Annotated in this window: 27 protein-coding genes; 23 read left to right on the forward strand and 4 right to left on the reverse strand. The window is 69.1% G+C overall.

Annotated features, from left to right (window positions below):
- Positions 1–7: 7 nt before the first annotated feature.
- Both A6048_RS02040 and A6048_RS02045 read right to left on the reverse strand, forming a co-directional pair.
- Positions 8–850 (reverse strand): trypsin-like serine protease, encoded by an 843-nt coding sequence (locus tag A6048_RS02040; RefSeq protein WP_162845709.1) that lies wholly within the window; start codon positions 848–850, stop codon positions 8–10.
- 60 nt (positions 851–910) lie between these two features.
- Positions 911–1,804 (reverse strand): DMT family transporter, encoded by an 894-nt coding sequence (locus A6048_RS02045; RefSeq protein WP_107748006.1) that lies wholly within the window; start codon positions 1,802–1,804, stop codon positions 911–913.
- Positions 1,805–1,875: 71 nt separating this feature from the next.
- Here A6048_RS02045 and A6048_RS02050 point away from each other — a divergent pair, with 71 nt between their 5' ends.
- Positions 1,876–3,138: an aspartate kinase gene (locus tag A6048_RS02050; RefSeq protein WP_107748007.1), complete on the forward strand. Its 1,263-nt coding sequence runs from the start codon at positions 1,876–1,878 to the stop codon at positions 3,136–3,138.
- Between the two features lie 239 nt (positions 3,139–3,377).
- Here A6048_RS02050 and A6048_RS02055 read toward each other — a convergent pair whose 3' ends face one another.
- The gene (locus A6048_RS02055) at positions 3,378–4,253 is read right to left on the reverse strand and encodes a DUF559 domain-containing protein (protein ID WP_107748008.1); all 876 of its coding nucleotides are present in this window, start codon (positions 4,251–4,253) and stop codon (positions 3,378–3,380) included.
- Positions 4,254–4,732: 479 nt separating this feature from the next.
- Here A6048_RS02055 and A6048_RS02060 point away from each other — a divergent pair, with 479 nt between their 5' ends.
- The 3 genes from A6048_RS02060 (at position 4,733) to A6048_RS02070 (ending at position 7,833) form a co-directional block, all read left to right on the forward strand.
- Positions 4,733–5,767, forward strand: a complete 1,035-nt coding sequence (locus A6048_RS02060) for an aspartate-semialdehyde dehydrogenase (protein ID WP_107748009.1) — start codon at positions 4,733–4,735, stop codon at positions 5,765–5,767.
- A gap of 183 nt (positions 5,768–5,950) precedes the next feature.
- On the forward strand, positions 5,951–6,958 hold the full coding sequence (locus A6048_RS02065; protein WP_235027646.1) for an ABC transporter ATP-binding protein: 1,008 nt from the start codon (positions 5,951–5,953) through the stop codon (positions 6,956–6,958).
- A complete protein-coding gene (locus tag A6048_RS02070) occupies positions 6,955–7,833 on the forward strand; it encodes an ABC transporter permease (RefSeq protein WP_200837436.1) in 879 nt (292 codons plus the stop codon). Before A6048_RS02065 ends, A6048_RS02070 begins: the two co-directional genes overlap by 4 nt.
- Positions 7,834–7,889: 56 nt before the next feature.
- Here A6048_RS02070 and A6048_RS02075 read toward each other — a convergent pair whose 3' ends face one another.
- Complete coding sequence (locus tag A6048_RS02075; RefSeq protein ID WP_107748011.1) at positions 7,890–8,855, reverse strand: NAD(P)-dependent oxidoreductase; 966 nt, start codon at positions 8,853–8,855, stop codon at positions 7,890–7,892.
- A 247-nt stretch (positions 8,856–9,102) separates the two neighbouring features.
- On the opposite strand from A6048_RS02075, the gene A6048_RS02085 reads away from it, so the two are divergent.
- The 19 genes from A6048_RS02085 (at position 9,103) to A6048_RS02175 (ending at position 26,853) form a co-directional block, all read left to right on the forward strand.
- Complete coding sequence (locus tag A6048_RS02085) at positions 9,103–9,330, forward strand: helix-turn-helix transcriptional regulator (RefSeq protein WP_107748012.1); 228 nt, start codon at positions 9,103–9,105, stop codon at positions 9,328–9,330.
- Positions 9,330–9,860: a hypothetical protein gene (locus A6048_RS02090; RefSeq protein ID WP_107748013.1), complete on the forward strand. Its 531-nt coding sequence runs from the start codon at positions 9,330–9,332 to the stop codon at positions 9,858–9,860. The genes A6048_RS02085 and A6048_RS02090 overlap by 1 nt, the downstream gene beginning before the upstream one ends.
- 307 nt (positions 9,861–10,167) lie before the next feature.
- Complete coding sequence (locus A6048_RS02095; protein WP_235027647.1) at positions 10,168–11,643, forward strand: class I adenylate-forming enzyme family protein; 1,476 nt, start codon at positions 10,168–10,170, stop codon at positions 11,641–11,643.
- Positions 11,644–11,692: 49 nt separating this feature from the next.
- Positions 11,693–13,558, forward strand: coding sequence for a DUF3556 domain-containing protein (locus A6048_RS02100; protein WP_107748015.1), 1,866 nt, complete (start codon positions 11,693–11,695; stop codon positions 13,556–13,558).
- A 69-nt stretch (positions 13,559–13,627) separates the two neighbouring features.
- Positions 13,628–15,094, forward strand: coding sequence for a phytoene desaturase family protein (locus A6048_RS02105; RefSeq protein ID WP_107748016.1), 1,467 nt, complete (start codon positions 13,628–13,630; stop codon positions 15,092–15,094).
- Positions 15,095–15,125: 31 nt separating this feature from the next.
- On the forward strand, positions 15,126–16,400 hold the full coding sequence (locus A6048_RS02110) for a PucR family transcriptional regulator (protein ID WP_107748017.1): 1,275 nt from the start codon (positions 15,126–15,128) through the stop codon (positions 16,398–16,400).
- A gap of 150 nt (positions 16,401–16,550) precedes the next feature.
- Positions 16,551–16,805 (forward strand): BatC protein, encoded by a 255-nt coding sequence (locus A6048_RS02115; protein WP_107748018.1) that lies wholly within the window; start codon positions 16,551–16,553, stop codon positions 16,803–16,805.
- A gap of 6 nt (positions 16,806–16,811) precedes the next feature.
- On the forward strand, positions 16,812–18,035 hold the full coding sequence (locus tag A6048_RS02120; protein WP_107748019.1) for a cupin domain-containing protein: 1,224 nt from the start codon (positions 16,812–16,814) through the stop codon (positions 18,033–18,035).
- Positions 18,036–18,132: 97 nt separating this feature from the next.
- Positions 18,133–18,945, forward strand: a complete 813-nt coding sequence (locus A6048_RS02125; RefSeq protein ID WP_107748020.1) for a ferredoxin family protein — start codon at positions 18,133–18,135, stop codon at positions 18,943–18,945.
- Between the two features lie 799 nt (positions 18,946–19,744).
- Positions 19,745–20,269, forward strand: a complete 525-nt coding sequence (locus tag A6048_RS02130) for an OsmC family protein (protein WP_107748104.1) — start codon at positions 19,745–19,747, stop codon at positions 20,267–20,269.
- Positions 20,270–20,300: 31 nt separating this feature from the next.
- Positions 20,301–20,768 (forward strand): cyanase, encoded by a 468-nt coding sequence (gene cynS / locus A6048_RS02135; protein WP_107748021.1) that lies wholly within the window; start codon positions 20,301–20,303, stop codon positions 20,766–20,768.
- Positions 20,769–20,812: 44 nt separating this feature from the next.
- Positions 20,813–21,889: an acyl-CoA dehydrogenase family protein gene (locus A6048_RS02140; protein ID WP_107748022.1), complete on the forward strand. Its 1,077-nt coding sequence runs from the start codon at positions 20,813–20,815 to the stop codon at positions 21,887–21,889.
- A 48-nt stretch (positions 21,890–21,937) separates the two neighbouring features.
- Entirely contained in the window at positions 21,938–22,606 is a 669-nt protein-coding gene (locus A6048_RS02145; RefSeq protein WP_107748023.1) for an RNA polymerase sigma factor, read from the forward strand.
- A complete protein-coding gene (locus tag A6048_RS02150) occupies positions 22,603–22,890 on the forward strand; it encodes an anti-sigma factor (protein ID WP_107748024.1) in 288 nt (95 codons plus the stop codon). Before A6048_RS02145 ends, A6048_RS02150 begins: the two co-directional genes overlap by 4 nt.
- Positions 22,887–23,474 carry a flavin reductase family protein gene (locus A6048_RS02155; protein WP_107748025.1) on the forward strand — a complete coding sequence of 196 codons (588 nt, stop codon included), beginning with the start codon at positions 22,887–22,889 and terminating at the stop codon, positions 23,472–23,474. The genes A6048_RS02150 and A6048_RS02155 overlap by 4 nt, the downstream gene beginning before the upstream one ends.
- Before the next feature lie 35 nt (positions 23,475–23,509).
- Complete coding sequence (locus A6048_RS02160; RefSeq protein WP_159110405.1) at positions 23,510–24,739, forward strand: CmpA/NrtA family ABC transporter substrate-binding protein; 1,230 nt, start codon at positions 23,510–23,512, stop codon at positions 24,737–24,739.
- Positions 24,736–25,701 carry an ABC transporter permease gene (locus tag A6048_RS02165; protein WP_235027648.1) on the forward strand — a complete coding sequence of 322 codons (966 nt, stop codon included), beginning with the start codon at positions 24,736–24,738 and terminating at the stop codon, positions 25,699–25,701. Before A6048_RS02160 ends, A6048_RS02165 begins: the two co-directional genes overlap by 4 nt.
- A complete protein-coding gene (locus tag A6048_RS02170; protein WP_107748027.1) occupies positions 25,694–26,539 on the forward strand; it encodes an ABC transporter ATP-binding protein in 846 nt (281 codons plus the stop codon). Before A6048_RS02165 ends, A6048_RS02170 begins: the two co-directional genes overlap by 8 nt.
- A complete protein-coding gene (locus tag A6048_RS02175) occupies positions 26,536–26,853 on the forward strand; it encodes a rhodanese-like domain-containing protein (protein WP_107748028.1) in 318 nt (105 codons plus the stop codon). Before A6048_RS02170 ends, A6048_RS02175 begins: the two co-directional genes overlap by 4 nt.
- Positions 26,854–26,904: the final 51 nt, after the last annotated feature.

Genomic DNA, 26,904 nt, shown 5'->3' on the forward strand with positions numbered 1-26,904 from the left:
GTCGGGTTCATCGGTTGGCGACCATCCAGTCGATCCACCCGTTCTGGAACGGGATCGACTCGTACCAGGCCGGATTGGTTCCGTTGGGCTGGCGTCGGCCGTGGTCGGAACCGGAATGGATGCCCACCAGCAGGTCGCCGTGGAAAACCGGTCCCCCTGAGTCCCCGTTCCCGTATCCACCCTGGGTGGTGTGGGACCGGCCGATCCGGGATCCGGCGCGCGGCTCCACGCGCTCGAGGCGGGTGAGTCCGGTGCGCAGCTCCGCGGAGCGCTGACCGCGGGGGGTGGTCTCGCCGAAGCCGTGGAAGCGCAGGGTCGCGCCGGGGGCGGGGTCGGCACCTGCCCGCTTGACCGACGGGGACGGCGCCCGGTGGGCCAGCTTGAGCAGCATGACGTCCCCGGCGGGGGCGTGGTAGGCGGCGACGGGGGTGTGGCGTCCGACACTGCCGGTGTCCAGGGAGCCGAACGCCCCGACGATCGACGGACTGGCCAGCGAGGCGGTCTCGGCGAACCCGCCCGGCACGGTGGCCTGGTTGCCGAAGCCCAGGGTGTAGGCGTTCGGATTGGCGGGTCCGCAGTGTTTGGCGGTGGCCACCCAGTACGGGGCCACCACCACCCCGGAGCAGGGCGTGCCCGGAATGCCGCTGAACGTGGTGATCTGCACGGCCCAGGGCGCCGGGCCGGAGGGGGTTCCGTTGACCACGGCTCCGGCCGTGGGGGCGGCGACGGCCAGTGGGGCGACGAGCGCGGCGACGGCGGCGCCGACCGTTGCGCGGCGGGAGAGGCGAGCACGGCCCCCACGCACGACGCGGCCGAAATCAGAGGTGCCGCTGGGGCGTGTGGGGCGCATGAGGTTCAGGGTAGGCGATGGAGTGGAATTGCTCAGCCGCTCGGGGTGGGTCCTCATGGCTCAGGAATCGCGGGAGACGGCGCCCGCGTTACCCGGGACCGTCTCGGCCCCGCGGTCGACCTCCTTGTTTGCTAACCGCACCGTGGCCACCACCATCAGGACGAGCGTCGCGGCCAGGATCGCCAGCTCGGGGCCGTCGACGGTGAACCACTCGCCCAGCACCACCACGCCGAGTCCCAGTGCGACGACCGGCGTGGTGACGGTCGAGGCGGGCACCGCCTGGTGCACGGCCCCCGCCGAGAACGACATCTGCTGCAGCGTCAGCGCGATCACCGCCGCCGCCACCAGTCCGTACACCTCCCCCGTGGTGAACACCTCGAGCACCCCGCCCGTGAACCACCGGTCGGCGACGCCCTTGGTGAGCAGCGCGACGTAGGCGAAGGCGAGGCCTCCGGCGACGCCCAGGAGCAGCGCCCGGTTGCCGTTGCGGCGGCGATTGCGGGACAGGCGGAGCAACACCGCGATCACCGCGAGCCCGCCCGCGCACGCGAGCGCCCACTCGTACCAGGGCGGATGGGCGTCACCCCCCGTCGGCCGACCATAGATCACCAGGACCACCACGCATCCCGCCAGGACGTATCCCCAGAACAGTTCCGTCTTGGTGATCCGCCGACCCGTCACCCACGCGCCCAGCGGGAGCGCGAAGGTCAGTGAGAGGACTGTGATGGTCTGCACCAGGATCAGCGAACCGAACGCCAGCGCCAGTCCCTGAAAGGCGAATCCGGCCAGGCTGATGGCCATGCCGGTCCACCAGAACCTGCTGGCGAGGACGCCGAAACGACCCTCGAGCCGGCCCTCGGCGCGGTCCTTGGTCCGGTGCCGCATCACGGTTCCGAAGGCCTGGCTGAGGGCGGAGGCGAGGGCCAACAACACGGCCGCCAAGGTTTCCGTCATCGGTGATGAGTAAACACCTCCCGTAAAGTAGGGCTGCGTTAAGCCGATCAACACCGGAAGGGTGTGACCGCGTGGCACTCGTAGTGCAGAAGTACGGCGGCTCCTCCGTGGAGTCCGCAGAACGAATCCGTCGGGTCGCCGAGAGGATCGTCGAGACAAAGAAGGCCGGGAACGACGTCGTGGTGGTCGCCTCGGCGATGGGGGACACGACCGACGAGCTCCTGGACCTGGCCGACCAGGTCTGCCCGGCGCCCCCGCAGCGCGAGATGGACATGCTGCTGACCTCGGGCGAGAGGATCTCCAACGCCCTGCTGGCCATGGCCATCAGCTCGTTCGGGATGGAGGCCTACTCGTTCACCGGCTCGCAGGCCGGGATCATCACCACCACCAAGCACGGCGACAGCAGGATCATCGACATCACCCCGGGGCGGGTCCGTGACGCCCTCGACCAGGGCAAGATCGCCCTGGTCGCCGGGTTCCAGGGCGTGTCCCGGGAGACCCTCGACGTCACGACTCTCGGCCGTGGCGGTTCGGACACCACCGCGGTGGCCATGGCGGCCGCGCTGGGAGCCGACGTCTGCGAGATCTACTCGGACGTCGACGGCATCTACACCGCCGACCCCCGGATCGTCCCCGACGCCCGCAAGCTCGACTCCATCTCGTACGAGGAGATGCTGGAGATGGCGGCCGTCGGCTCGAAGATCCTCAACCTGCGGAGCGTCGAGTTCGCCCGCCGGTACCACGTGCCCCTGCGCGTGCGCTCGTCGTATTCGACCAACCCGGGCACGCTCGTGGCCGGAAAAGTGGAGGACATCCCCGTGGAAGACGCAGTCCTGACCGGAGTCGCACACGACGCCTCGGAGGCCAAGATCACGGTCGTCGGTATCCCCGACCAGCCGGGGTACGCCGCCAAGATCTTCCGCGTGGTGGCAGACGCCGAGATCAACATCGACATGGTCCTGCAGAACGTCTCCAAGGCGGAGGGCAAGACCGACATCACCTTCACCTGCCCGCGTGAGGTCGGGGCCAGGGCCGTCGAGGTGCTCTCACAGGCTAAGGACGACCTAGGGATCGACCAGGTGCTCTACGACGACAACGTCGGCAAGGTCTCCCTGGTGGGCGCCGGCATGAAGTCGCACCCGGGCGTCACCGCGACCTTCTGCGAGTCGCTGTCCGAGGCCGGGGTCAATATCGAGCTCATCTCCACCTCGGAGATCCGCATCTCGGCGTTGGTCCGCGAGGACGAGCTCCCCGAGAGCGTCCGCGCCCTGCACGCCGCGTTCGAGCTCGGCGGCGAGGAGGAGGCCCAGGTCTACGCCGGCACCGGTCGCTGACCTGAGCCCCGCACGGCCCGCGCCTGTCCGCGCTCCGGTCCACCGGCCCACCTCACTATCGGCCGGTCCACCGGCCCACCTCACCATCGGGAAGAGGGATTCGCCTGTATCGCCCGAGTGGCTCTGCACGAATTCCTCTTCCCGGCGGACCTGCGGCGGGTCTGCGGCGGAGGAGCGGCGGAGGAGCGGCGGATCTGCGGCGGAGGAGGGGCGGCAGAAGGGCCCGGTGGGTGGGTGATTCAGGCACCGGGGCTCACGTAGCCGCGTCGGCCCAACGCCGCCCGCACGTGCGCCAGGATCTCGTCGGGGCTGCGAACCAGTGAGGTCGCGGTGACTACCTCGATGTACCAGCCGGCCGCTCGCAGTCGGTTCCGTCGGATCTCATCGTCGGCCTGTTGCTTCCGCGTGCGGTGACCCGCGCCGTCGTACTCCACCGCCACCTTCAGGGACGGCCACGCGATGTCGAGGCGGTATCTGAACTCGGGCACCCGGTGCTGGAGGACGAATCCGGTCAACCCGTTCTCGAGTAGGAACAGCCGCGTTCGGGTCTCCCATGGCGATTCGGCGAGGGTGTCGACCTCCCCGAGCCGCGTGAGCACGATCCTGCGGCCGCGCACGCCTCGTAACCCTTCGGCCAGCGGGCGCAGCCGATTGATCGGCAGGAGCCCCATGGTGGTGGAGGTGTCGAGGGCGCAGATGGCCTCGACTCTCGGTTCGTGACGTGCGATGTCGAAGAGAGTCCACTCCGGGCTCGCTATGCGGATGTCCGGGCAGTGCCCCGACGTCAGGATCTGGACGTGCTCGGGCGGGATCCGGTATTGCCATCCAGTAACGCCCGGCCGCTCGATCCGCCGCCCCGGCGCCACCACCTCGTCCGCGAAGTCGAGCGGCGCGAAGGCGTGCCCGTAGATGACTGCCGCGAGCCATCCTGTCACCGCTGCGTCCGGGTAGAGCTCCATGAGTGCCTCCGCCCGCGCCCAGGAGTCGATGGGAACGCCGTCGCGGAACCACAGGCCGTGATGAAGGCGGGCATAGCCGCGACTCGTCAACCGGCTTCCGGTCCGGTGCCGGAGGTCACGGGTACGGATGGGTACGTTCCGGGGGCGCGCGCTCACGGAGTGCGACTATGCCTGGTGCTCGAATCCTCGCGAGCGCTTCGATGGGGTGGTCCGGGTTGGCCTGTGGACGAGCACGGGGTGTGGATACCGCCCAGCGCCTCTTCTGAAATATCACCGCCCCGCCGATCCTGCCCTGCCCGCCCTGCCGATCCCGCCCTGCCCGCCCTGCCGCGCCGAGAAGTGGAACGCGGCGAGAAGAGGAAATCGTGCACGGCTCCTCGCGCGATTCAGGCGATTTCCTCTTGGCGGCGGAGAGGGGCAGAGAGGGCGGAGAGGGCGGCGGGGATGCAACCGGCGGGTCGACGGGCTCGAGGCCGTGGGCGGTGTGATGAGGGCCCGCAGCCCGGATGTGACGAGAGTCGCTGGAGGGCATTTACGAGGCCGGTAGACTGGGCGATCATCGGCCGACCCGAGCGCAGGGTGGAGCTGCCACCCGCGGGCGGCCGTAGCGAGTACACCAGGAGTTGACCTCACCAATGACCACTGTCGCCGTAGTCGGAGCCACGGGCCAGGTGGGGCGCGTGATGCGCGCCCTGCTGGAGGAGCGGAACTTCCCGGCTGACAAGGTGCGGTTCTTCGCCTCCGCCCGGTCGGCGGGCACCACGCTGCCGTTCCGCGGCGAGGAGATCGTCGTGGAGGACACGGCCGACACCACCGACGAGGAGCTCAAGGGCATCGACATCGCCCTGTTCTCGGCCGGCGGCACCATGTCCAAGGAGCAGGCGCCCAGGTTTGCGGCGGCCGGCGCCGTCGTCGTCGACAACTCCAGCGCCTGGCGCAAGGACCCCGACGTCCCGCTGATCGTCTCCGAGGTCAACCCCGAGGCGGCGCAGAACCCGCCCAAGGGCATCATCGCCAACCCCAACTGCACCACCATGGCCGCGATGCCGGTGCTCAAGGTGCTTCATGAGGCGGCCGGTCTCAAGCGGCTGGTGGTGTCGACGTACCAGGCCGTGTCCGGGTCGGGTTTGCAGGGCGTGCGGACCCTCGAGGAGCAGGTGACCGGGAACGTCGGCGTCGGCCACGAGTTGGTGCACGACGGCGCGGCGCTCAAGGTGGACGACACGGGGCCGTACGTGGCGCCGATCGCGTTCAACGTGCTGCCGCTGGCGGGCGCGCTGGTCGACGACGGGTCCGAGGAGACCGACGAGGAGCAGAAGCTTCGCAACGAGTCGCGCAAGATCCTCGGGCTGCCCGAGCTCCGCGTGGCCGGCACCTGCGTGCGCGTGCCGGTGTTCACCGGTCACACGCTGAGCATCAACGCCGAGTTCGAGCGGGACATCACCCCGGAGCAGGCGCGCGAGGTGCTGTCGAAGGCCGCGGGCGTGAAGGTCGTGGAGGTGCCGACCCCGCTGGACGCGGCGGGCATCGACGAGTCGCTGGTGGGCCGCATCCGCCAGGACCAGTCGATCGAGGGCAACAGGGGCCTGAACCTCATGGTGGCGGGCGACAACCTGCGCAAGGGTGCCGCGCTCAACACCATCCAGATCGCAGAGTTGCTGGTCAAGTAGCGCGCTCGCTGCGGGGAGCGCAGCCGTTGGTCGGACATGCAGCCGCGAACCGGGCTGTGGGAAGACCCCGACGACGACGAACTCCGCAGCAGCACACCACGAGAGCCGCCGCTCGGTTGAGCAGACCGGGCGGCGGCTCTCGGGGCGCTAGAGTGTGTCCAGCGATCGGAGGACTGTGTGGGCGTGAACGACGACGCCGTGCGCGGCGACGCCCGGTCGGAGGTGCGCGGCGATCCACGGACGGACGCGCGCGGCGATGACCCGATGATCGAGGTCCGCGATCTGCGCAAACAGTACGGTCGCCGTGGTCCGGTCGCGCTCAAGGGCATCGACTTCACGGTGGATCGTGGCGAACTGTTCGGACTGCTCGGGCCCAACGGCGCCGGTAAGACGACGACGCTGGGCATTCTGACCACGCGGGTGAGACCGACCTCGGGCACTGCGCGGATCGACGGGATCGACGTGGTGGCCGGACCGCAGGCGGTCAAACGGCGGATCGCGGTGATGCCGCAGCAGAGCAACCTGGACCGATCGTTGACGGCCCTGGAGAATCTGACGTTCCACGGCGCCTATTACGGAATGCGCTTGAAGGACAGGCGACGGCGCTCACGCGAGCTGTTGGAACAGTTCGGGTTGGCCGACCGCGCCGATGAACAGGTGGAGAACTTCTCCGGCGGTATGGCGCAGCGACTACTCATCGCGCGGGCACTCATGCACCGTCCGCCGCTTCTCTTCCTCGACGAACCGACCACTGGGTTGGATCCGCAGTCACGGTTGTTCCTCTGGGACAGGGTGACCGAACTCCACCGCTCCGGCACCACGATCATGCTGACCACGCATGATATGGCGGAGGCGGATCGACTGTGTGAGCGGATCGCGATCGTCGACCACGGTGAGCGCATCGCGCTGGACACGCCGGCAGGTCTGCGGGATCTGCTGCCGGGTGGTCGCGGCATCGAACTCGTGGTGGACGCCCCGGACGATCCCGCTCCGCTGCTGGGAGAGCTCGGGGAGACGGAGTCCGCCGAGATCGACCAGGGGCGGTGGCGCGTGCGGTGCTATGGCGACAGTCGCCTGGGCGAGGCGGTCGCGGTCGCCGAACAACGAGGAGCCGTGGTGCGGGATGTGCGCCGGCTCGAGGGCAGCCTGGAAGACGTGTTCGTGCACCTGACCGGGCGGGAGCTGCGATGAGTGACGTGACGAGGAACCCCGGCACGACCGCTGGTGCGCCGGCGGGGGCGTCGTCCAGACCGGACGGGGGCCGGACGACACCGGACCCGATGCTGGCGCGCGCGACCGGTTTCCGTGCGTTCCTGGGCCTGCTGCAGCGAGATATCTGGAACACCCTCCGTCACGAGCTCGGGGGTTTCCTGGCGCAGTCGCTCATGCAACCGTTGGCGTTTCTCTTCGTGTTCGGCCTCGTCCTGCCGGAGATCGGCGCGGTGGACGAGGGCTATGCGACGCAACTGTTGCCGGGCATCATCGCGCTGACGCTCGTGTTGACGGCGCTGCAGAACGTGGCGCTGCCACTGGTGATCGAGTTCTCCTACACCAAGGAGATCGAGGACCGGCTGCTGGCGCCGATCTCCCCGTTGATGGTGGGAGTGGAGAAGTTGGTGTTCGCGACCGGGCGGTCCCTGATCGCGGCGCTGCTTATCCTGCCGCTCGGAGCAGTGATCCTGCCGGACGGGTTGCAGACCGGAGGTGCGAACTGGGGGGTGTTCGCGCTGCTCCTGGTCGTCGGCGGCCTCGCCGGGGCCTCCATCGGCCTGGTGCTGGGCACGTCGGTGCCGGCGAAACGCATCAACATGGTCTTCGCATTGGCCCTGACGCCGCTGATCTTCACCGGTGCCACGTTCTACCCGTGGCAGTTGCTCGATTCCCTGCGGTGGTTCCAGGTGCTGACGTTGGTCAACCCGCTCACCTACGTCTCGGAGGGGATGCGCGCCGCCCTGACCTCGTCGCCGCACCTGGGGGCGGAGTGGATCGCGCTCGGGCTCGGGGTCTCGACGGTGGCCTTTGCGACCGTCGGCCTGCGCGGGTTCGTCCGCCGTGCGGTGGATTGACGGCTCCCGTGTAGTGCGCGCGACGGGTTCAGCCCTCGGGTCGCGGGTGGTGAGCGTCAGTAGCCGCGGCCGTACTCGACCACGGACAGCAGGTCCTCGCCGTCGACGAACCTGCGCAGGTTCTCCGCGAGGGGCCCCGCCATCTCCTCGGTGAGCCGTCCGGCCGGGTTGGCGACGTGCGGGGTGATCACCACGGTGTCGAGGCCGAACAGCGGGTCGTCCGGCGCGGGCGGTTCCGGATCGGTCACGTCGAGGGCAGCTCCCCCGATCAGTCCCGCGGTGAGGGCGCGGTACAGGGCCGCCTGGTCGATCAGCGGCCCGCGGGCCACGTTGACTATCCAGGAGTGCGGGCGGAGCAGCGCCAGGGTGCGGTCGTTGATCAGGTGTCGGGTCTCCGGGGTGTCGGGCGCGGCCAGCACCACGTGGTCGGCCTGAGCGAGCACCTCCTCGGTCCGCTCGGCCGGAACGGTGAGGGCGGCTCCCTCGACCGGGCGGCCGGACCTGGTGACGGCGAGGGTCCGCGCTCCACACGCGGTGAGCAGTGGCACGAGCTCACGCCCGATGCCGCCGGCGCCGATGATCGCGACCGAGGCGCCCCGGAGAGTGCGGACAGTCGGATCCACGGCATCCTTGGCCCAGCGGGTGTGGGCCGACCGGACCACCTGCCGGGTGCCCGCGAGCAGCAGGGCGAGCGCGTGTTCGGCGACGCCCCGGGCGTAGAAGCCGGAGGCGTTGGTCCAGGTCCGGCGGTCGTCGAGCACTCCCTCGGCGACGAAGTGCTCGATTCCCGCGGTGCTCAGCGCCACCCACTCGACCTGTTGAGGCAGGGCCGGGAAACCGTCCGGGCCCCCGATCCACACCAGCACCCGGGCCTCCTCGAGCGGAACCACCGAACCCCCCGCGCCCTCCACCGCGGCGACGAGGTGGGGGTCGCGGGTCGGTTCGACGGCCACGCGCAGCGCGGTGGCGTCACCCGTCCCGGGCCGGTTGGCGCGGTCCGCAGAGGGTGGCGAGGGGATCATGTCGGCAGGGCCTTCTTTCCCGTCTCGGCGATGGTGGACACGGTGAGGAGCCCGATCACGCAGACCCCGATCACCCAGTATGCGGGTGCCATGCCGCTGCCGGTCCAGGCGACGAGCTGCGCGGCGAAGTACGGCGCGGTCCCTCGATGACGACGACAACGCCCGCAGCAGAGCTGGTGGGAGCCGCCGCCCACTCAAAGGTCAACTACTCTTGACATGAAAAGTCAAGCCTGATTAACATCGGGCCATGGCAGTCCGAGAGTCCGACGCGACCGGATCGAACCCGGTCCGGGAGTGCCGCAAGGTCAAGCGGGTCACCCAGGCCGAGCTCGCCGAGGCGGTGGGTGTCAGCAGGCAGACGATCATCGCGGTCGAGCGGGGCGACTATTCGCCGTCGGTGTACCTGGCGATTCGAATCGCGCGGACCCTGGAGCGGTCGGTTGAAGAGCTTTTCACTCTGGAAGAGGAGTCCTGATGAATCAGCGCAACAGCGTGTTCGACAGGTGGTCGGACCGGGTCATGGATCTCGACAGCCCTGCGTACGGTGACGAGCGGGAACGCACCGTGTTCATGGAGGCGAGTTCGTTCGGTCTCACTATCGGTCTGTACGCGGGACTGGCGGGGTCCGTCGTGTCAGCAGCGTTTGGCCTTTTCCTCGTTCCGACGGTGCTCCTCGCGCTCACGATCCTGCCCGCGGCGGCGACCCAGTGGTACGCGCGGCGGCGGGGAGTCCACCTCAACACCCTTGCCGAGGAGGGCGGGGCCAAGTCGACGCTGGTCAACATGGTCGCGGTGTGCACGGTCATCGCCCTGACGTTCGCCGCGATGACCTACACCGTCTTCGCGGGGCAGCCGCTCCTGCCCTTCCCCTCGGTCACGGTGACACCGGGGGAGGGTCTTCTCGGGGGCATGGCACAGGGAGCCGTGGTCGGCGGGATGGTCGGGGCGGTCGCCGGGATCATCGGTTCCGTCGTGAGTTACCGCAAGGCGAACCGCGGGAGGTAGCAGCGGCGACCGTGCGGGCGGCCACCCTGATCGCGTCCGCCCGGCAGCCCGTGCGAGGGTGACCGGCGCGGGGGAGAGCACGTCAACCATCGCGACGACGACAACGCCCGCAGCCTCCCGGGGCCGAGCCGTCGCCCAGTCGAGCAGGTCACGCCGCGTCGTCGAGTCGTCCGGTCGCTGACCGGCCCCCCTGTCTCCCCGGCACAACAGCTGACGCTTTCTTTGGCGTCCTGGGACGTTCTCAGGCACTGGCCCGCTCCATAGTGTTGCGGATCACACCGATCCCCATCACTACGAAGGTTGCCGGATGCCAATGCGCACTGACCTGCTCGGATACTCTGTCTGGAATCGCACCGAGGGCCTCGACGCCCCCTTCGCGCAGGACGAGAGCACCGCGCTGACCTACCGCGAGTTCTCGCAGCTCGTGGCCGCGTACGCCCGGATTCTCGCGGGCCACGGAGTCGGCGAGCGGGACGTCGTGGCGGTACAACTGTCCAACAGGGTCGAGTTCCTCGTCGCCGTGATGGCGGCCTGGAGCCTGCGAGCCGTCGCGACGCCGGTCAACCCGGTCCTGGCCCCGGCGGAGCTCGAGCACCAGCTCGGGGACTCCACCACCCTCGTCGTGGTGACCGAGTCGCCGGACGCCATCCGCGCGCTCACCGTCTCGCCGACAGTGCTCGATGTCGCTGAGTGCCCCACCACCGGCGACTCGGTGCCCACCGCCACGTTCACGCCTCAGGACACGGCGCTGCTGGTCTACACCTCCGGGTCCACCGGACGCCCCAAAGGGGTCGAGCTGACCCACGCGAATCTCGAGCACATGACCCGCGCGCTGGCCGAGCATGTCGACGCCCGCCCCGACGAGCACTGCCTACTGGTCCTGCCGCTGTTCCACGTCAACGCCATCTGCGTGAGCTTCCTCCTGCCCGCCTCGGTGGGCGGTCGCCTCACCCTGCTCCGACGCTTCAGGCCGGAGACCTTTCTCGACGCGATCGAGGAGCACCGGCCGACCTACTTCTCCGCCGTCCCGGCCATCTTCGCGACCCTCGCCGACACGCCGGGCGCTGAGAACCGGGATTTCAGCTGCCTACGGCGCGCGATCTGCGGAGCGGCACCGGTGTCGAGGGAGCTCCTCGACCGGGTGACCGGCGTGCTCGGTATCCCGGTGGTCGAGGGGTACGGCCTCACCGAGGGGACATGCGCCTCCACGTGCAACCCACCGGGTGGCCCGATCAAGGCCGGCACCGTCGGGGTCCCCCTGCCGGGGATCAGCGTCAAGGTCGTCGATCAGGACGGCGGTGAGCTGCCCGTCGGCCACGCCGGAGAGGTGATGATCTCGGGCCCCACGGTGATGAAGGGCTACCTGGGGATGCCGGAGGCCACCGCCGACACCATCGAGGACGGATGGCTGCACACCGGTGACGTCGGGAAGTTCGACGCCGACGGCTACCTCACGCTGGTCGACCGCATCAAGGACATGATCATCCGGGGCGGGGAGAACCTGTACCCCAAGGAGATCGAGAACGCCCTGGCCACGCATCCCGCGGTGCTCGAGTGCGCGGTCGTCGGAGCACCACACCAGACCTACGGGGAGATCCCCGTCGCCTACGTCGTGACCTACGCGAACACCGAGGTCACCGAGGACGAACTCCTCGAGGCCGCCCGCGAGCGCATCACCAAGATCAAGCTGCCCGCGGCGATCCACTTCGTCGACGAACTGCCCCGTAACCCGGTCGGCAAGATCGACAAACCCTCACTGCGTCGCGTCGCGGCCGTCTCGTAGCCTGCCGCGTCACCCGCCCCATCACAGCTGGACGTCAAAGGAGTACATCATGGGATTCACGCAGGGCGTTCCGCCCGACATCGACCCGAAGAAGTTCAACGGCCTGCCGCTCATGGAGCGGGTACGGATCGCACACACGCACTGGGCGGACCACGGGTTCGGCACCCCCAAGATGATCAACGTCATCTACCTGTTCAAGGTGCTGATCCTGCAAATCGGCATCGGGATCACGCTGGCCACACTGACCTCCGGATTCAACCCGCTGGACGTGGGTAGCTGGTGGAACGAGCTGATCGTCTACCAGAAGGCCATCCTGTGGACCATGCTGCTGGAGATCATGGGCCTGGGCGGCACCTGGGGTCCCCTGTGTGGACGCTTCAAGCCCATGACCGGCGGAGTCCTCTACTGGACCAGGGTGGGCGGCATCCGGCTCCCACCCTGGCCGGACAAGGTGCCGGGCACCCGCGGTGACACCAGATCGCTGTTCGACGTCCTGCTCTACTGCGTGATCCTGGCCAACCTGCTGCTCGCCGTGGTCCTCCCCGGCGTCGCCGCCCGGGGGATGGCCGACCAGTCGGTGGTCAACCCGTCCGTGGTGATGCCGCTGGTCGTGCTGATGGTGGTTATGGGCCTGCGGGACAAGGTCATCTTTATCGCCTCCCGCGGTGAGCAGTACTACCCCGCGATCGTGTTCTTCTCGTTCCTGCCGTTCGTGGACATCGTGGTGGCCCTCAAGCTGCTCATCGTGACGGTGTGGATCGGTGCGGGCATCTCCAAGCTGGGCAAGCACTTCTCCCACGTGATCCCGCCGATGATCAGCAACACCCCGTGGATCGTGTCCAAGTCGGTCAAGCGGGCGCACTACCGCAAGTATCCGGAGGATCTGCGCCCCTCCCGGATGGCCTCGGGCGTGGCGCATGTGCTGGGCACGCTGGTGGAGGTGGTGGCGCCCCTGGTGCTGCTGTTCTCGACCAACATCTACGTCTCGATCGCCGCCGCCGTCCTCATGGTGTGCTTCCACCTGTTCATCTTCTCCACGTTCCCGCTGGCGGTGCCGCTGGAGTGGAACATCCTGTTCGCCTTCGCCACGATCGTGCTGTTCCTCGGATTCCCCAACCAGGACGGCTTCGGCGTGACGGACTTCTCCAACCCGTTCCTGCTGGCCCTCATCGTGGCCGGCCTGGTGTTCTTCCCGATCCTGGGCAACCTGCGGCCCGACCTGGTGTCGTTCCTGCCGTCCATGCGCCAGTACGCCGGCAACTGGGCCACCGCGCTGTGGGCGTTCGCGCCGGGCGCCGAGGCCAAGCTGGACGAGTTCATCGACCGCCCGGCCAAGACGACGCCCGTGCAGCTCGAGTCTATGTACGACCCCGACGTGGCGCGGATGACGCTCGACCTGACCCTGGGGTGGCGGTCCCTGCACAGCAACGGGCGCGGCCTGTTCTCCCTGCTCATGCACCATCTGGGGGAGGACCTGGAGAAATACGACGTCCGCGAGGCCGAGTTCGCCTCCAATACGATCATCGGGTTCAACTTCGGCGACGGGCATCTCCACGACCACCGTCTGATCGCGGCCATCCAGAAGCGGGTCGGGTATGCCCCCGGCGAGTTTGTGGTGGTGTGGATGGAGTCGCAACCCATCCACAAGGGCACCCAGCAGTACAAGATCATCGACGCGGCGCTCGGGATCATCGAGGAGGGATACGTCAACGTGGCCGACGAGGTCGAGGCACGGCCGCACCTGCCCAACGGACCCATCCCGCGCTACACCACGTGGCGGGCCGAGACGGGTGGGCAGCCCACGGGCGGCCGACGCACGGCTGAGCACAAGGCCAACCACCACGCGGCCGATCACCACGCGGCCGACCACAAGAGGATGAGCGAGCCCACGGCCGACGAGGCGGTCAGCTCATGAGGTAGCCGCGCGGCGACCACCGAGGGGAGCCGGAGAGCTCTCCACCCACCACTACGCCGGAGGAGAACAATGAGTACCGCCACCATCGTGGGCAGCGGCCCCAACGGGCTGGCCGCCGCCGTCCACCTCGCACGCCAGGGGGTCGACGTGACGGTCCTGGAGGCCGCGGACACGATCGGTGGCGGTACCCGTTCCGGCGAACTGACCGTTCCGGGACTGATCCACGACCACTGCTCGGCCATCCATCCGATGGGGGCGGCGTCCCCCTTCCTGCAGACGCTCGGCCTGGAGCGTCACGGTCTGCGGTGGCTTCACCCCGAGATCGATTGCGCCCATCCGCTCGACAGCGGCGACGCCGGGCTCCTCTACACCTCGGTGGCCCGCACGGTCGAGGGGTTGGGGGAGGACGGCCGGGTCTGGCATGCGCTGTTCAACGATCTGGCCCGGGACTTCGACATCCTGGCCGGCGAATTGATGGGCCCGTTCTTCCATGTGCCCAGGCGGCCCGACAAGCTGGCGCTCTTCGGCCCCCGTGCCCTGGCACCCGCGACGGTCCTGGCCAGGCTGTTCCGCACCGAGCGGGGGCGGGCCCTGTTTGGCGGGCTCGCCGCCCACGTGTTCTCGAGACTCGACCGGCCCGCGAGTTCGGCGGTCGGGCTGATGATCGGGGCGTCGGGGCACAAGTACGGGTGGGTGGTCGCCGAGGGCGGCTCGCAGGCGATCGCCGACTCGCTGGCTGCCGTCCTCGCCGAGCACGGCGGGCGCATCCACACGGGAGTGCGCGTCTCGTCGTCGTCGGATATTCCCCCGTCGGACCTGGTCCTCCTCGACACCTCCCCGGACACCGCCCTGCGGGTCTTCGGCTCGCGCCTCCCCAACCGGATCGCGTCGTCGTTCCGACGCTTCTCCGCCGGCCCGGCCGCCTACAAGGTGGACTACGCCGTCACCGGCGGGGTTCCGTGGCGCAACGCCGACTGCGGGAGGGCAGGGACCGTGCACCTCGGCGGGGGCTTCGACGAGATCCACCAGGCGGAGAAGGCATGTGCGCTGGGCCGGATGCCGGAGCGACCGTTCGTGCTGGTGGGCCAGCAGTACGTGGCCGACCCGGGCCGGGCCGCCGGGGACACCGTCCCTCTGTACGCCTACGCGCACGTTCCCGCCGACTACCCGGGCCGCGCGGAGGAGGCGGTCACAGCGCAGATCGAGCGATTCGCCCCGGGGTTCCGCGACCGGATCGTCGCCACCCACGTGACGCCCCCGTGGCGGCTGGAGGCGCAGAACGAGAACCAGCGGGGAGGCGACATCGTCGGTGGATCCAACGCCGGACTGCAGGTGGTCTTCCGCCCCAGGATCTCCGCCGACCCCTATAGCCTCGGGATCCCGGGCGCCTACCTGTGCTCGGCCTCGACGCCGCCGGGCGCCGGAGCGCACGGGATGCCCGGGTACAACGCCGCCCGCGCGGCGCTGAAGTATCTCGGGACGGAGACGGGAGCGCCGAGCGTGATGAGTGTCGAACGTGATGAGAACCGAGCGTGAAGAGAACAGAGCGTGAAGAGAACACAGCGCGATGAGTGACGCCCCCCGGGTCGAGTCCTTCGACAACGACGACGACGAGGGGATGGCCTCGCGCGTGTTGGCCGATCTCGCGCGTGAGCTCTCGGAGGACATCGACGCGGTGGTCGCGACGGTGACCAAGTACATCGCGGACACCATCGACGACCTGTCCGCCGAGACCGGTCTGATGGACCTGCTCACCGCAAGCGTGCACGGAAACGTGAGCACGATCCTGCACGTCATGGGCAACAAGATCCCGCTCGACCATCTGCAGCCCACCACCGCCGCGGTCGAGTACGCCTTCCGGTTGGCCCAGCGGAACGTCTCCGCCAACGCCCTGGTCCGCGCCTATCACCTGGGGGCCCACGAGATGCAGCGCGTGGTCCTGCAGCGGATGGAGACCAGAGATCTCGCTCCGCAGCGCACCATCGACGTGATCTCCGAGTTCGCCACGATGGAGCACCAGTACATCGACTGGATCATCCGCTACGTCCTCAACGCCTACGAATCCGAGCGGCAGCGCTGGAGCGACATGCCGGGCAGCGTGCTGGTCTCGGCGATCGAGGACCTCATGAACGATCCGGGAAGCGGTGCGACGCGGTTCGAGACCAAGACCGGATACGCGCTCAAGCGGACGCATCTGGCCGTGATCGCGTGGGATCCCGATCCGGAGAGTTCTGCCCGCCGGTTGCACAGCAGGATCCTCGCCGCGGCCGGGGTGATCAATGCACCCTCGCCCCCGCTGCAGGTCACGATCGACGAGACGACCGTGTGGAACTGGATCCCCGTCGACGCCGCCGCGGTGCGGACGCTCGACCTGACCAGGCTGCGGGAGTCCATGGGCGGCGCTCACCTGGCGATGGGTGAGCCGATGTGGGGGCCAGAGGGGTTCAAACGCAGCCACGAGCAGGCCCGGATCGCGTTCGGCTGCGCCACCGCCCCGGGGCGCCGGTCGCGGCCCGTGTCCAGCTACGCCGAACCGGGTCTGGCCGCGACGTCACTGATCGCCAAGGACACCCCGGAAGCGAGGATCTGGGTCCGGGAAACGCTGGGCCCACTGGCCGCGGACACCCCGCAGGCGGCGGAGTCCCGGGAGACCCTGGCCACCTATCTGGCCGAGAACCGCAGCCTGATCCGCACGGCGGAGTTGCTCCACGTGCACAAGAACACCGTGCGGTACCGCATCTCCAGGATCTTCACCGACCTCGACGCGGAGCGACGGGTGGGGGACACCCTCGACCTCGCCCTGGCGTTGCGCGTTCACGAGTATCTCGGCCACGGGCCCTGATCGCCGGTCTGTCGACCGGTCGTGCCCCGTGTTGATCCGGTGGCATAGTGGGGGAACGGCAAGCCCCATCGTGTCCGGGCCAGTCCGGGTACGTGGCGACACCGCATGAATCCGTGCAGGTCAACGCCTGCACCGACGAGAGGATCGCACATGGCTATCAGTGACGACGACATGACGACCACCGGTAACTCAGGCGAGGGAGTCGCCGACGGTGGCTCCAACCCGGAGGGCCACGACGGCGGGGCCGACGGTTCGGCCAACAAGGGCGAGGGCGCCGCTGACGGCGGTTCGAACCCGGGCGGCCACGACGGTGGTGCTGACGGCGCGGCCGGCTCGGGCGAGGGTGTCGCCGACGGCGGCTCGAACCCGGACGGGGCCGATGGCGGCGCCGACGGCACGGCCTGAGTAGTAGTGCTGGAGCGGTGCGTCGCTTGCGGGCGGGATGATTTCGCGGCGGAGGTGTGGGGACAGCGGCCCCTGCTGAGCCCGGCGGCCCAGTTGCCACGCGACTTCTCCGACCTGCTGTCTCCGCAGATGGTCGACGAGATCATCGCCGAACGAGGGGTACGCACACCCTTCGTCCGGATGGCGCGGGAGGGCACGCTCGTCGACCGGGCGTGCTTCACCCGCGCCGGCGGGTTCGGCGCGCAGATGCCCGACCAGATCGACCCCGACGGCGTGCTCACGCAGTTCGCCGCCGGGGCGACGATCGTCCTGCAGGGCCTGCACCGATTCTGGCCCCCGATCATCGACTTCGTCCGGGGCATGACCTCGGATGTCGGCCACCCGGTGCAGACCAACGCGTACATCACCCCGCCCGCGAACCGCGGGTTCGATCCGCACTACGACGTCCACGACGTCTTTGTGCTCCAGGTGTCCGGCTCCAAGCGGTGGCGGGTTCACGAGCCCGTCCACCGTCACCCGCTTCCCGATCAGCCCTGGACCGATCACCGCAAAGCGATCGCGGCGCGGGCTTCCGATGAACCGGTCATCGACGCCGTGCTCCAGCCGGGAGATTGCCTCTACCTGCCGCGCGGCTGGGTCCACTCCGCCGAGGCGCAGGGCGACACCTCCATCCACCTCACCGTGGGCGTGGCCCCCTTCACCGGCCACGATGTCGCCACGGCGATGATCGAGGCGCTGGCCTCGGAGGAGGAGCTGCGAGCGTCGTTGCCGCTCGGGCTCGCCCCGGTCGACGCCGCCGCCACGCAGGACTACACCCGCGAGGTCCTCGACGTGCTGGCCCGGCTGATCGCCGAGAAGCAGGAGCACCTCAGCGATCTCGCCGGCGACGCGCTCGCCACGCAGTACCTGGACCTCACGCGACCCGCCCCGGTCCGCCCGCTGGCCACGCTCGACGCGGTCGCCTCGCTCGACGCCGACACCCCGCTGCGGTGGCGCGACGGGCTTCACGGGCGGGTGGATTACGACGGCTCCGACGGCAGCAACCCGGACACTGTCGTGCTGAAGTTGCCCACCAAGTCGATCTCGTTCCCGGCGGTGTGCGAACCCGCCCTACACGCAGTCCTCGAGGGCGCTCCCGTGAGCGCCGGTTCGCTGCCCGGCCTTGATGCGGACGACGGCCTGGTGGTTCTCCGGCGGTTGCTGCGGGAGGCAGTACTGGTGGCACTGTGAGGGTGGTGATCCTGTGACCAGGCCTGCGGACTGGGAGCCGTGCAGCGTGTCGGCGCTGCGCCGGGGCGATCGACTAGAAGGCTCGGGCTCAAGGGGGATGCGGTGGCTCATGCTCGAGCTCTGCGGACCCTGGGGGCATTCGGCGTTGCTCGAGTCCCCGGCGCTGTTGCCGCCTGAGCTGGGACGGCAGATCGCCCAGCGTGCTCAGGCGGCCGATATCCGGGTCGCGGCGATCCGCCGGCCCGGTAAGCGTTCCGAGCAGCGACGGTGGCGGTGGGCTCTGGCCGACGCCAGACCCGGGCAGGAGTCCCTGCGATGGGGCGAGGTCGACGGCCCCGAGGGGTACGCCGACATCCCCCTCGACGGCTCCGCAGGGACGCCGACCGATGAGCCGCTGGTCGCCATCTGCGCCCATGGCAAGCACGACCAGTGCTGCGCTGTGCGTGGGCGCAAGGCCACCACCCACATTTCCGAGCGGTACCCGGAGGCGACGTGGGAATGCTCGCACCTGGGCGGGGACCGATTCGCCGCTACGATGATCGTCCTGCCGCACGGGCTCTTCTACGGCCGCGTCGATCTGGCGGAGGACCCGGCCGACATCGTCACCCGCTACACCGAGGGCCGGGTTGAGCCGCGCCACCTCCGCGGGCGAAGTAGCTACCCGGCAGAAGTGCAGGTCGCGCAGCACCACGCTCGCGCAGCGTTCGGCGACGACCGCATCGACGCCCTCGCTCCGCTGGACGTCGTCGAATCGGACGGCCACGTCGACGTCACTCTTGAGGGCCCGCGCGGACCGGTCCAGGTGCGACTGCGTGAGACCTTCTCCGAGCCGATCTTCACGATGTGTCAGGCACGAACGGCTGGCCCGGCAAAGCAGTGGGAGCTGGTGGAGATCTCCGGGGGAGGGTAGCGCGAGCGTGGTGCCCCACGTGTCCCCAGACCGCTTGCTAATACTTGGGTAGATGAGCGCGATTGATGTGTCGGGCCTGGCGTCATTGCAAGGAAGACGGTTGCCAACAGCGTGGCTGCCCTTCCCGGCCGCGGTGCTCTTAGTGGCCGGGTCGCTCCACATGTGGCTCCCGCTCATCGGAGTGACCGGTGGCTGGACGGTACATGCCGCTGGCGGATAGGCGCGATGGCGTCCATATCCTGGGCAACGAGCAGTTCTAGCAACTGCAGGCGTCCTTAGGCGGCAAGTGGATACTGCCGATAACAGCACTGGTCGCAATAGGACTCTCGGTATGGGCCTGGAGATGCGGCCGCGTCTGAGGGGCGACCTTGGATTGTGTGGGGAGCGGGTCGGGCCGCGGATTGATCTCGCCGGAGGCAAGCGAGGAGATCGCGCGGAACGAAGAACTCGAAATCGAGCACGGCGCGAGCGCGACCCCCGTGCTCAGCCTGGGCGGGTAGCCGAGGGTCGTCCTCCCCTTGGCCGGCCCCGGGACGGCACGGGGCCGGGCGTCGACACGGACGCCCAGCGGTTTCGGTGACGGACGTCACTCGTTTTACCGTTGGCGTTTCGCCTGCGTATCGACTTGTTTCGTCAGTGTAAAGGGTCGCCGGGGAGTGCAACGGAACACCGTCCGCGGGGAACGAACCGGGTGACACTCCACTGCATGACCGGCTGACGCGGTCGCTGCGTGGAGGAGCCCCGGACGGCCGACCGGCCGCCGGCCCCACCGAAGAAGGACCCCATCGTGACCGAGACCATTCGCACCCTCGTCGACATCGACCTCGACGGCCTGGCCGACCTCTCCGCCACCTCCAAGGAGAACCCCTCCACCGGTCACCGCACTCTCAAGGCGACCACCGTTTGTGAGACCGGCTTCCGCAACCTCACATCAGTGCGGGACACCGCGCCGGTCCTCGTCTCCGAGCCGTGCGCGCTGCTCGGCGACAACGCCGCCCCCAATCCGTCCGAGGTCGCCCTCGCCGCGCTCGGGTCCTGCATCAACGTGGGCCTGGTGGCGAACGCCGGGCACCGCGGCGTCGCGCTGACCACCGCCGAGATCGCCATGGAGGGCGACATCGACATCTCCGCCGTCTGGGGGATCGGCGACACCGATCCGGCCAAGATCATGGGGTTTACCGCGATCCGCTGCACCATCACGCTCGCCGGTGACACCGACGAGACCACCCTCACCGAGATCGCCGAATCCGCCATGCGCTGGTCACCGGTCGTCAACACCATGACCAACCCGGTCGAGGTCTCCCACACCACCGTCGTCGCCTGATCGCCCGTCACTAGACCCGAGGAGAGCACCGATGAACACCACCGACCCCCGCACGGTCCTGGACAAGATCGAAGCCGGCCGCATCGTCGACGCGGCGCGCGTCCGCGCCGGCAAATCCTGGGAGGAACTGGCCAAAGCGGCCGGTAGCACCCCCGTCTGGACGACCGCGGCGCTGCTCGGGATGCACCCGATGGGCGCCGAGCAGGCTGCGGCCTTAGCCGACCTCCTGGACCTGGGCGGCGACGTCGTCGAGGCCCTCGTCGCCCAGCCCACCCGAGGCGACGTCGTCGGTCCGCCTCCGGCCGACCCCACGCTGTATCGATTCCACGAGGCGCTCATGGTCTACGGACCGGCACTCAAAGCTCTGATCCACGAAGAGTTCGGTGACGGGATCATGAGCGCCATCAACTTCCAGGTCGACATCGCCCGCCGGTCGGACCCGGGTGGCGACCGAGTCGTCGTGACCTTTGACGGGAAATTTCTCGATTACAACTGGTGAGCCCCGCCACCACCACCCATCTCACGCCAATTCGGAGGAACACCATGACCGCCACAGCGATCCCCGTATCCACCTCTACTCCCGTCGACCTGGACAGTGTGTTAGAGACAGTCGCCGCCCGGGCGGACGACCTCGACCGTGGGGAGGGCGCCGCCAGAGACGTCCTGCCCCTGCTCGCCTCGACCGGCGCGCTCGACGCGGGCCTGTCGCGCAACCGTGACGGTGGACTGTCCGGGATGGTCGAGACCCTGGCCCAGGTGTCCGCCTGCTGCCTCTCCTCGGCGTTCACCGCCTGGGCGCACCGCATGACCATGGAGTACCTGGCGCAGGCCGACACCCCCTACTCCCGCGACCTGCTCACGACGATGGTCACCGGTGAACGCCCAGGAGTCACCGGAATGGCCTCGGCGTTCCGCGAGCTGGCCGGCTGTGGCAGCCTCGACGTGACCGCCACGGTCGAGGGTGAAGAACTGGTGCTCGACGGCACCCTGCGATGGGCCTCCAACCTGTACGAGGACGCCGTCCTCGTCACGGCTGCGCGCACCACCACCGGCGACCGCATTCTGGTCGCCCTGCCCGTGGACACCCCCGGCGTCACCGTGGGCCCACCCTTCTCACTCATGGCGCTCGGCTCCACCGCGTCGTCGTTCTTGAAGATCGAGAATGTCCGGATCGGTGCACACCAGGTGCTGACCAGCGATTTCGAGGCCTTCCTCACCGCCGTTCGGCCTACTTTCGTGATGTTGCAGACCGCGCTGTGCGTGGGCCTGGCTACCACTGCCCTGGAGGAGGCCCGCTCGTCGCTCATCGGCGTCAACGCGGTGTTCGCCGGCGAGGTCGACCGGCTCGTGGGCAAGCTCGCGCTGGTCCGCTCTGCCATGACCGCCCACGCCCGCGCCGAGGCGACCGCCCACGCCGCCGGGCGCGCCGAACTCCTCGCTATGCGGCTGCAGGCCGCGGAGGTCGCGTTCGAGGCCGCGATCCTGGAGACCAAATCCGCTGGGGGCAAGGGCTATGCAAGCTCGTCCGGCACGTCCCGGCGCATGCGCGAGGCCGTCTTCTTCCCGGTCCAGTCGCCGTCCGAGGCCCAGCTGCGGTGGGAGCTGGCCACCTGCGCCTGAGCGGCGTCAGCGAGGCACCCGAGACGAGCCACCTGAAAGGAGTGCACCATGACCGTCGATGAACTGGGGCCCGCCGCCGTCCTGGCCCGAGGCGAACGCCACGAGGTCGCCGGCTTGGTGGCCGAGTACTACCCGGGCATGCTCCGCTTCGCCCAGACGCTCGTGCCGTCCAGCGCGGCAGCCGAAGACGTGGTCCAGGAGACCTGGATCGCCGTGCTCGGCGGCCTGGAGGGCTTCGAGGGACGCTCCGGCTTCCGCACCTGGCTCTACGCCGTGCTGCGGAACAAGGCCTATCGGGCCACCGGGCAGGAGATCCGCCTTCGGCGTTACGAAATCGTGCCAGCTCCGGGAGACGACGGGCAGGACGACCCCCACGGCATCGCCGGCCGGATGCACCCGGCCGGACACCCGGACGCCGGTCACTGGTCGACGCCGCCCGAGGCCAGGTTCCTGCCCGAGACGGCGGCCGTCAACGCGGAACTCGGCCGGGTACTCGCTGCCGAACTCGGCCGATTACCGGACCGGCAGCGCCAGGTGGTGTTGCTGCGCGAGGTCGACGGACTGACCGCCACCGAGGTGGAGGAGCTCGCCGGCATCCCGGCGACCACCCAGCGTTCCCTGCTCCACAGAGCGCGAGCGCGGCTGCGCAGCGCGCTCGAGTGCTACACGACCGGCCAGTGCGCCGACCCCACCCATCTCCACGCGGAGGTCCGATGACCACCACTTACCGCCCCAGCCCGGTCGAACCCGATTGTGTCGAATTCGTGAACCTGGCCCACCGACTCCTCGATGCCGACGAGTCGACCTGGGATCGCGAGATACACGCCCACCTGGCCTCCTGCTCGCCTTGCGCGGTCTACCTCCGTCAACTCGAGGACCTCCGAACTCTGCTCCGCTCCCTCGGCCCCGCCCTGCCCGCAGACGACCCCCGGCTCCTCACCGCGCTGAAGGCACTCGAGAACCGCCCGAACCCGACCACCGCCCACAGGAGCACCACATGACAGTCACCGCCGATCAGACCGACTTCTCAGATCACGCCCACCTCGGGGACGACGACCTCTCGGGGGTGTGGCGCCGAGGTGACCAGGTCGACGCGGCCGCTCTCAAGCAGACAGCGGGCGCCTTCCCCAGCGGGGTCACCGTCATCACCACCGTGCAGGGAATCCAGCCGGTGGGCATGACGGTGAGCTCCTTCACGACCGTCTCCATCGATCCGCCGCTGGTGCTGGTGTGCGTAGACCGCCGCGCCAGCTGCCTACACGCATTCCGCATCGGAGCCCCGATGGGCGTCAACGTCCTCGGCTGTGAACAGGGACCACTCGCCCGGACCTTCGCCGGCCGGGGTGAGGACCGGTTCGACGGCGTCGAGTACCGCGCGGGTCCGCACGGGGTGCCGCTCCTGGAGGGCACATCCGCCTGGCTCTCGACCCATATCGACCGCATCTACGACGGCGGCGACCACCAGATCCTCGTGGCGCGGGTCCACGCCGTGCACCGCGATGACACCCCGCCGTTGCTCTACCACTCCGGGCGCATGCACGACTGGGCCGTGGCGGCCGTCGCCTCACGCGCGGAACAGCACTGATGCGCACGCCACCCGGTGCACCAGATCACCTGCATATGGGGCGCAGGGGGTTCCTCACCCTCGCAGGTACCACCGCAGGATCCGGGCTGCTCGCCGCCTGCGGGACCGGCGGCACGGCTCCGCCCGCCGCCCCAGCGGTCGAACCCGGCACCCACGGCGAGGACGTGCACGCCCTGCCGGGTATCGAGAATCCCGAGCTCACGATCGGTTTCATCCCCATCACGTGCGCCTCCCCGCTGGTCAACGCGGCCCCGTTGGGCATCTACGCCAAGCACGGGCTGAGGGTGACGCTCAAGAAGTACGCGGGCTGGGCCGACCTGTGGGGGGCGTACGTGGCAGGCGAGGTTCAGGCCACGCACATGCTGGCCCCGATGCCGCTGGCCCTGCACCACGGCTTCGCGTCCGGCCGCAAGGCCACGCGGATGCCGCTCATCACCAACGTCAACGGGCAGGCCATCACGTTGGCGAACCGCCATCGCGACACCGTGCGTGGCCCGGAGGACATGCGCGGTTTCGTGCTGGGGATCCCCTTCGACTTCTCCTTGCACAACCTGTTGTTACGCCACTACCTGTCCACCGGGGGACTCGACCCGGACCTCGATGTGGACCTCCGGATCCTGCGGCCGGCCGACATGGTCGCCAACCTGCTCACCGGCAATATCGACGGCTTCCTCGGACCGGATCCGTTCAACCAGCTCGCCGTGGCGAGGGGCGCCGGATACCTGTTCACTCTGACCCGCGACCTGTGGGACGGTCACCCCTGCTGTTGCCTCGGCGTGTCCGACGAGTGGGCACTCGAGAACCCGGTGACCTACCGAGCGCTCACCAGGGCCGTCGCCGACGCCGCGGTGTGGTCGGACGACCCCGCTCACCGGCCTCAGGCCGCGGCCTCGATGGCCACCGAGCAGTTCCTCAACCAGGAACCCGCACTGCTCACGTCGATTCTCGCGGGCACGTACCCCGACGGCACCGGGCGCACGATGCAGGAGCCCGACCGGATCGGCTTCCGCCCGTTCCCTAGAGAGGACTTCGGCATGTGGATCCTGACCCAGTTACAGCGGTGGGGACTCACAGATGACCGGGACCTCGGCAACTCAGCCGCGCTGTACGCCGCGACGACCGAGGTGTTCGACACCCCGGCCGCCGCCCGCGCTCTCAACGACCTCGGGATCGACATCCCGTCGGCCCGTACCGAGACCATCACGGGCATCCCGTTCGATCCCGCCCGAACCGATATCTGGACCCGCCGAGAGGTGACCTCATGACCACCACCCCCAGCCCACCCAGGTCCCCTGGCAAAATCGCACCCGACGACCGAGGATCCACAGGCGCCGACGCCGAGGACCGAGCCCCCACCACAGGTGGGTCGCGGGACGAACGTCCCTCCGCGTGGAATTCGCTCGTGGCCCGGTTGAGCCGACGCGGATCCGGCACGCTGGCGTCGGACCGCGCCATCTCCCGCGACCGCGCTCTCGCGGCCCTGATCCTGTTCGTCACCACCGCCGTGTTCATCGGCCTCTGGAACATGGCCACCTCGGGCAACGACGGCGGGCTCGCCCCCACCCCGGCGGCCACGCTCCGTTCGGCAATCGAGATCCTCTCCGATCCCTTCTACCGGGAGGGCATCAACAGTGTGGGCGTGTTCTGGCACCTCCTCGCCAGCCTGCAGCGGGTGCTCACGGGCTTCCTCGTGGCGGCGGTGATCGCAATACCGCTGGGCTTCCTGCTCGGGTCGGTGCGATCCGCCCGCTGGGGACTCGACCCGATCATCCAGATCCTCCGGCCGGTCTCGCCCCTGGCGTGGCTGCCCCTGGGTTTGGCTCTACTCCGCGACGCCGAGCGAACCGCACTCTTCGTAATCATCATGAGCGCACTGTGGCCGCTACTTCTCAACACGATCGAGGGAGTGCGGTCCGTCAACCCTCTCCACCTACAACTCGCCCGCACCGTCGAGGCCGGACGATGGAGGGTGATCCGCTCGATACTGCTGCCATCAGCGCTACCGCAGATGATCACCGGCCTCCGGTTGTCGCTCTCCACGTCGTGGCTCGTCATCATCGCCGCCGAGATGCTCGTCGGCGGACGTGGGATGGGCTACTTCGTCTGGAACATGTGGAACAAGCTCGACATCCCCGCGATCTGCGTGGCGATCCTCATCATCGGCCTCGTCGGCCTCGCGCTCGACCGCGCCGTGTCGGCCCTGCACAAGGTGGTCCCCCATGCCTGAGACTGCTCTCTCCACCCACGACGACCCATCGGCCAGCTCGCGCCACGACGCGTCGTTCCTGCATCTGGAAGGAATCTCGAAGTCCTTCGGAAGTGGGGCGGACGCGGTGCAGATCGTCGCCCCCACAGACGTCCGGATCGGCCGCGGTCAGTTCGTCTCCCTCCTCGGCCCTTCCGGTTGCGGGAAGTCCACGATCCTCTCGATCATCGCCGGCCTGGTCGAACCCTCTGACGGTCTCCTGTGGTTGGATCGCCGGCCGATCGACGGGCCCGGCGCCGACCGCGGGGTGGTGTTCCAACAGCACGTCCTGTTGCCGTGGATGAGCGCGCGGGAGAACGTGGAGTTCGCGCTCTCGTGCGCCCGCCCAGAGCTCGGCGCATCAGCTCGCGCCGAGGTGACGGACCACTACCTCGATCTCGTCCACCTGGGCCACGCCAAGGACCGCCTACCCGGACAGCTCTCGGGTGGCATGCAGCAACGCGTCGGCATCGCCCGCGCGTTCTCACTGGAGCCCAAGGTGTTGCTCCTGGACGAGCCGTTCGGGGCTCTGGACGCGTTGACCCGTCACTCGCTTCAGCGCGAGCTGCTACGTCTGTGGGAGGCCGACCGACGCACGGTGGTCATGGTGACCCACGACGTCGACGAGGCGATCGCGCTCAGCGACCGCATCCTGGTGATGAACCATGGTCCGGACGCCACCGTGACGCGCGATATCAGCGTGCCCTTCGACCGACCCCGCGACCCCGACACCCTGCCGGACGAGGCCGCCTACCGGAGATTGCGCACCTCTCTGCTGGACTCGCTCACCCGCGATGAGACCACGGGAGACGCAGCGTGAGCGAGCCCGGCGTCGTCACCGCGTCGTTCACCGAACTCCCCCGCGGTGCGGACGGCGGTCCGGCCGCAGGCATCGTCCTGCTCGACGTCCGAGACGACGACGAGTACGCACGCGATCACCTGGACCGAGCGCTACACGTGCCGGTCGCCCGTCTGGCTGACCGACTCGACGAGATCCCGCCGGGCACCGTCTGGGTGCACTGCGAGCGCGGCTCCCGAGCGGAACGTGCCAGCGCCGTACTCGCCGCGGCCGGTCGTGAAGTCATGGTCGTGCGCCAGAACATCCGCGCGGGTCGCGCCTCGGGCCTGGCCTGAAGCCGATGTACCGGTCGTCCTCGCCGGCGCCCCGCGGCACCAGCCCAATCA

The organism is Dietzia psychralcaliphila (assembly GCF_003096095.1).
Taxonomy (GTDB): Bacteria; Actinomycetota; Actinomycetes; order Mycobacteriales; family Mycobacteriaceae; genus Dietzia; species Dietzia psychralcaliphila.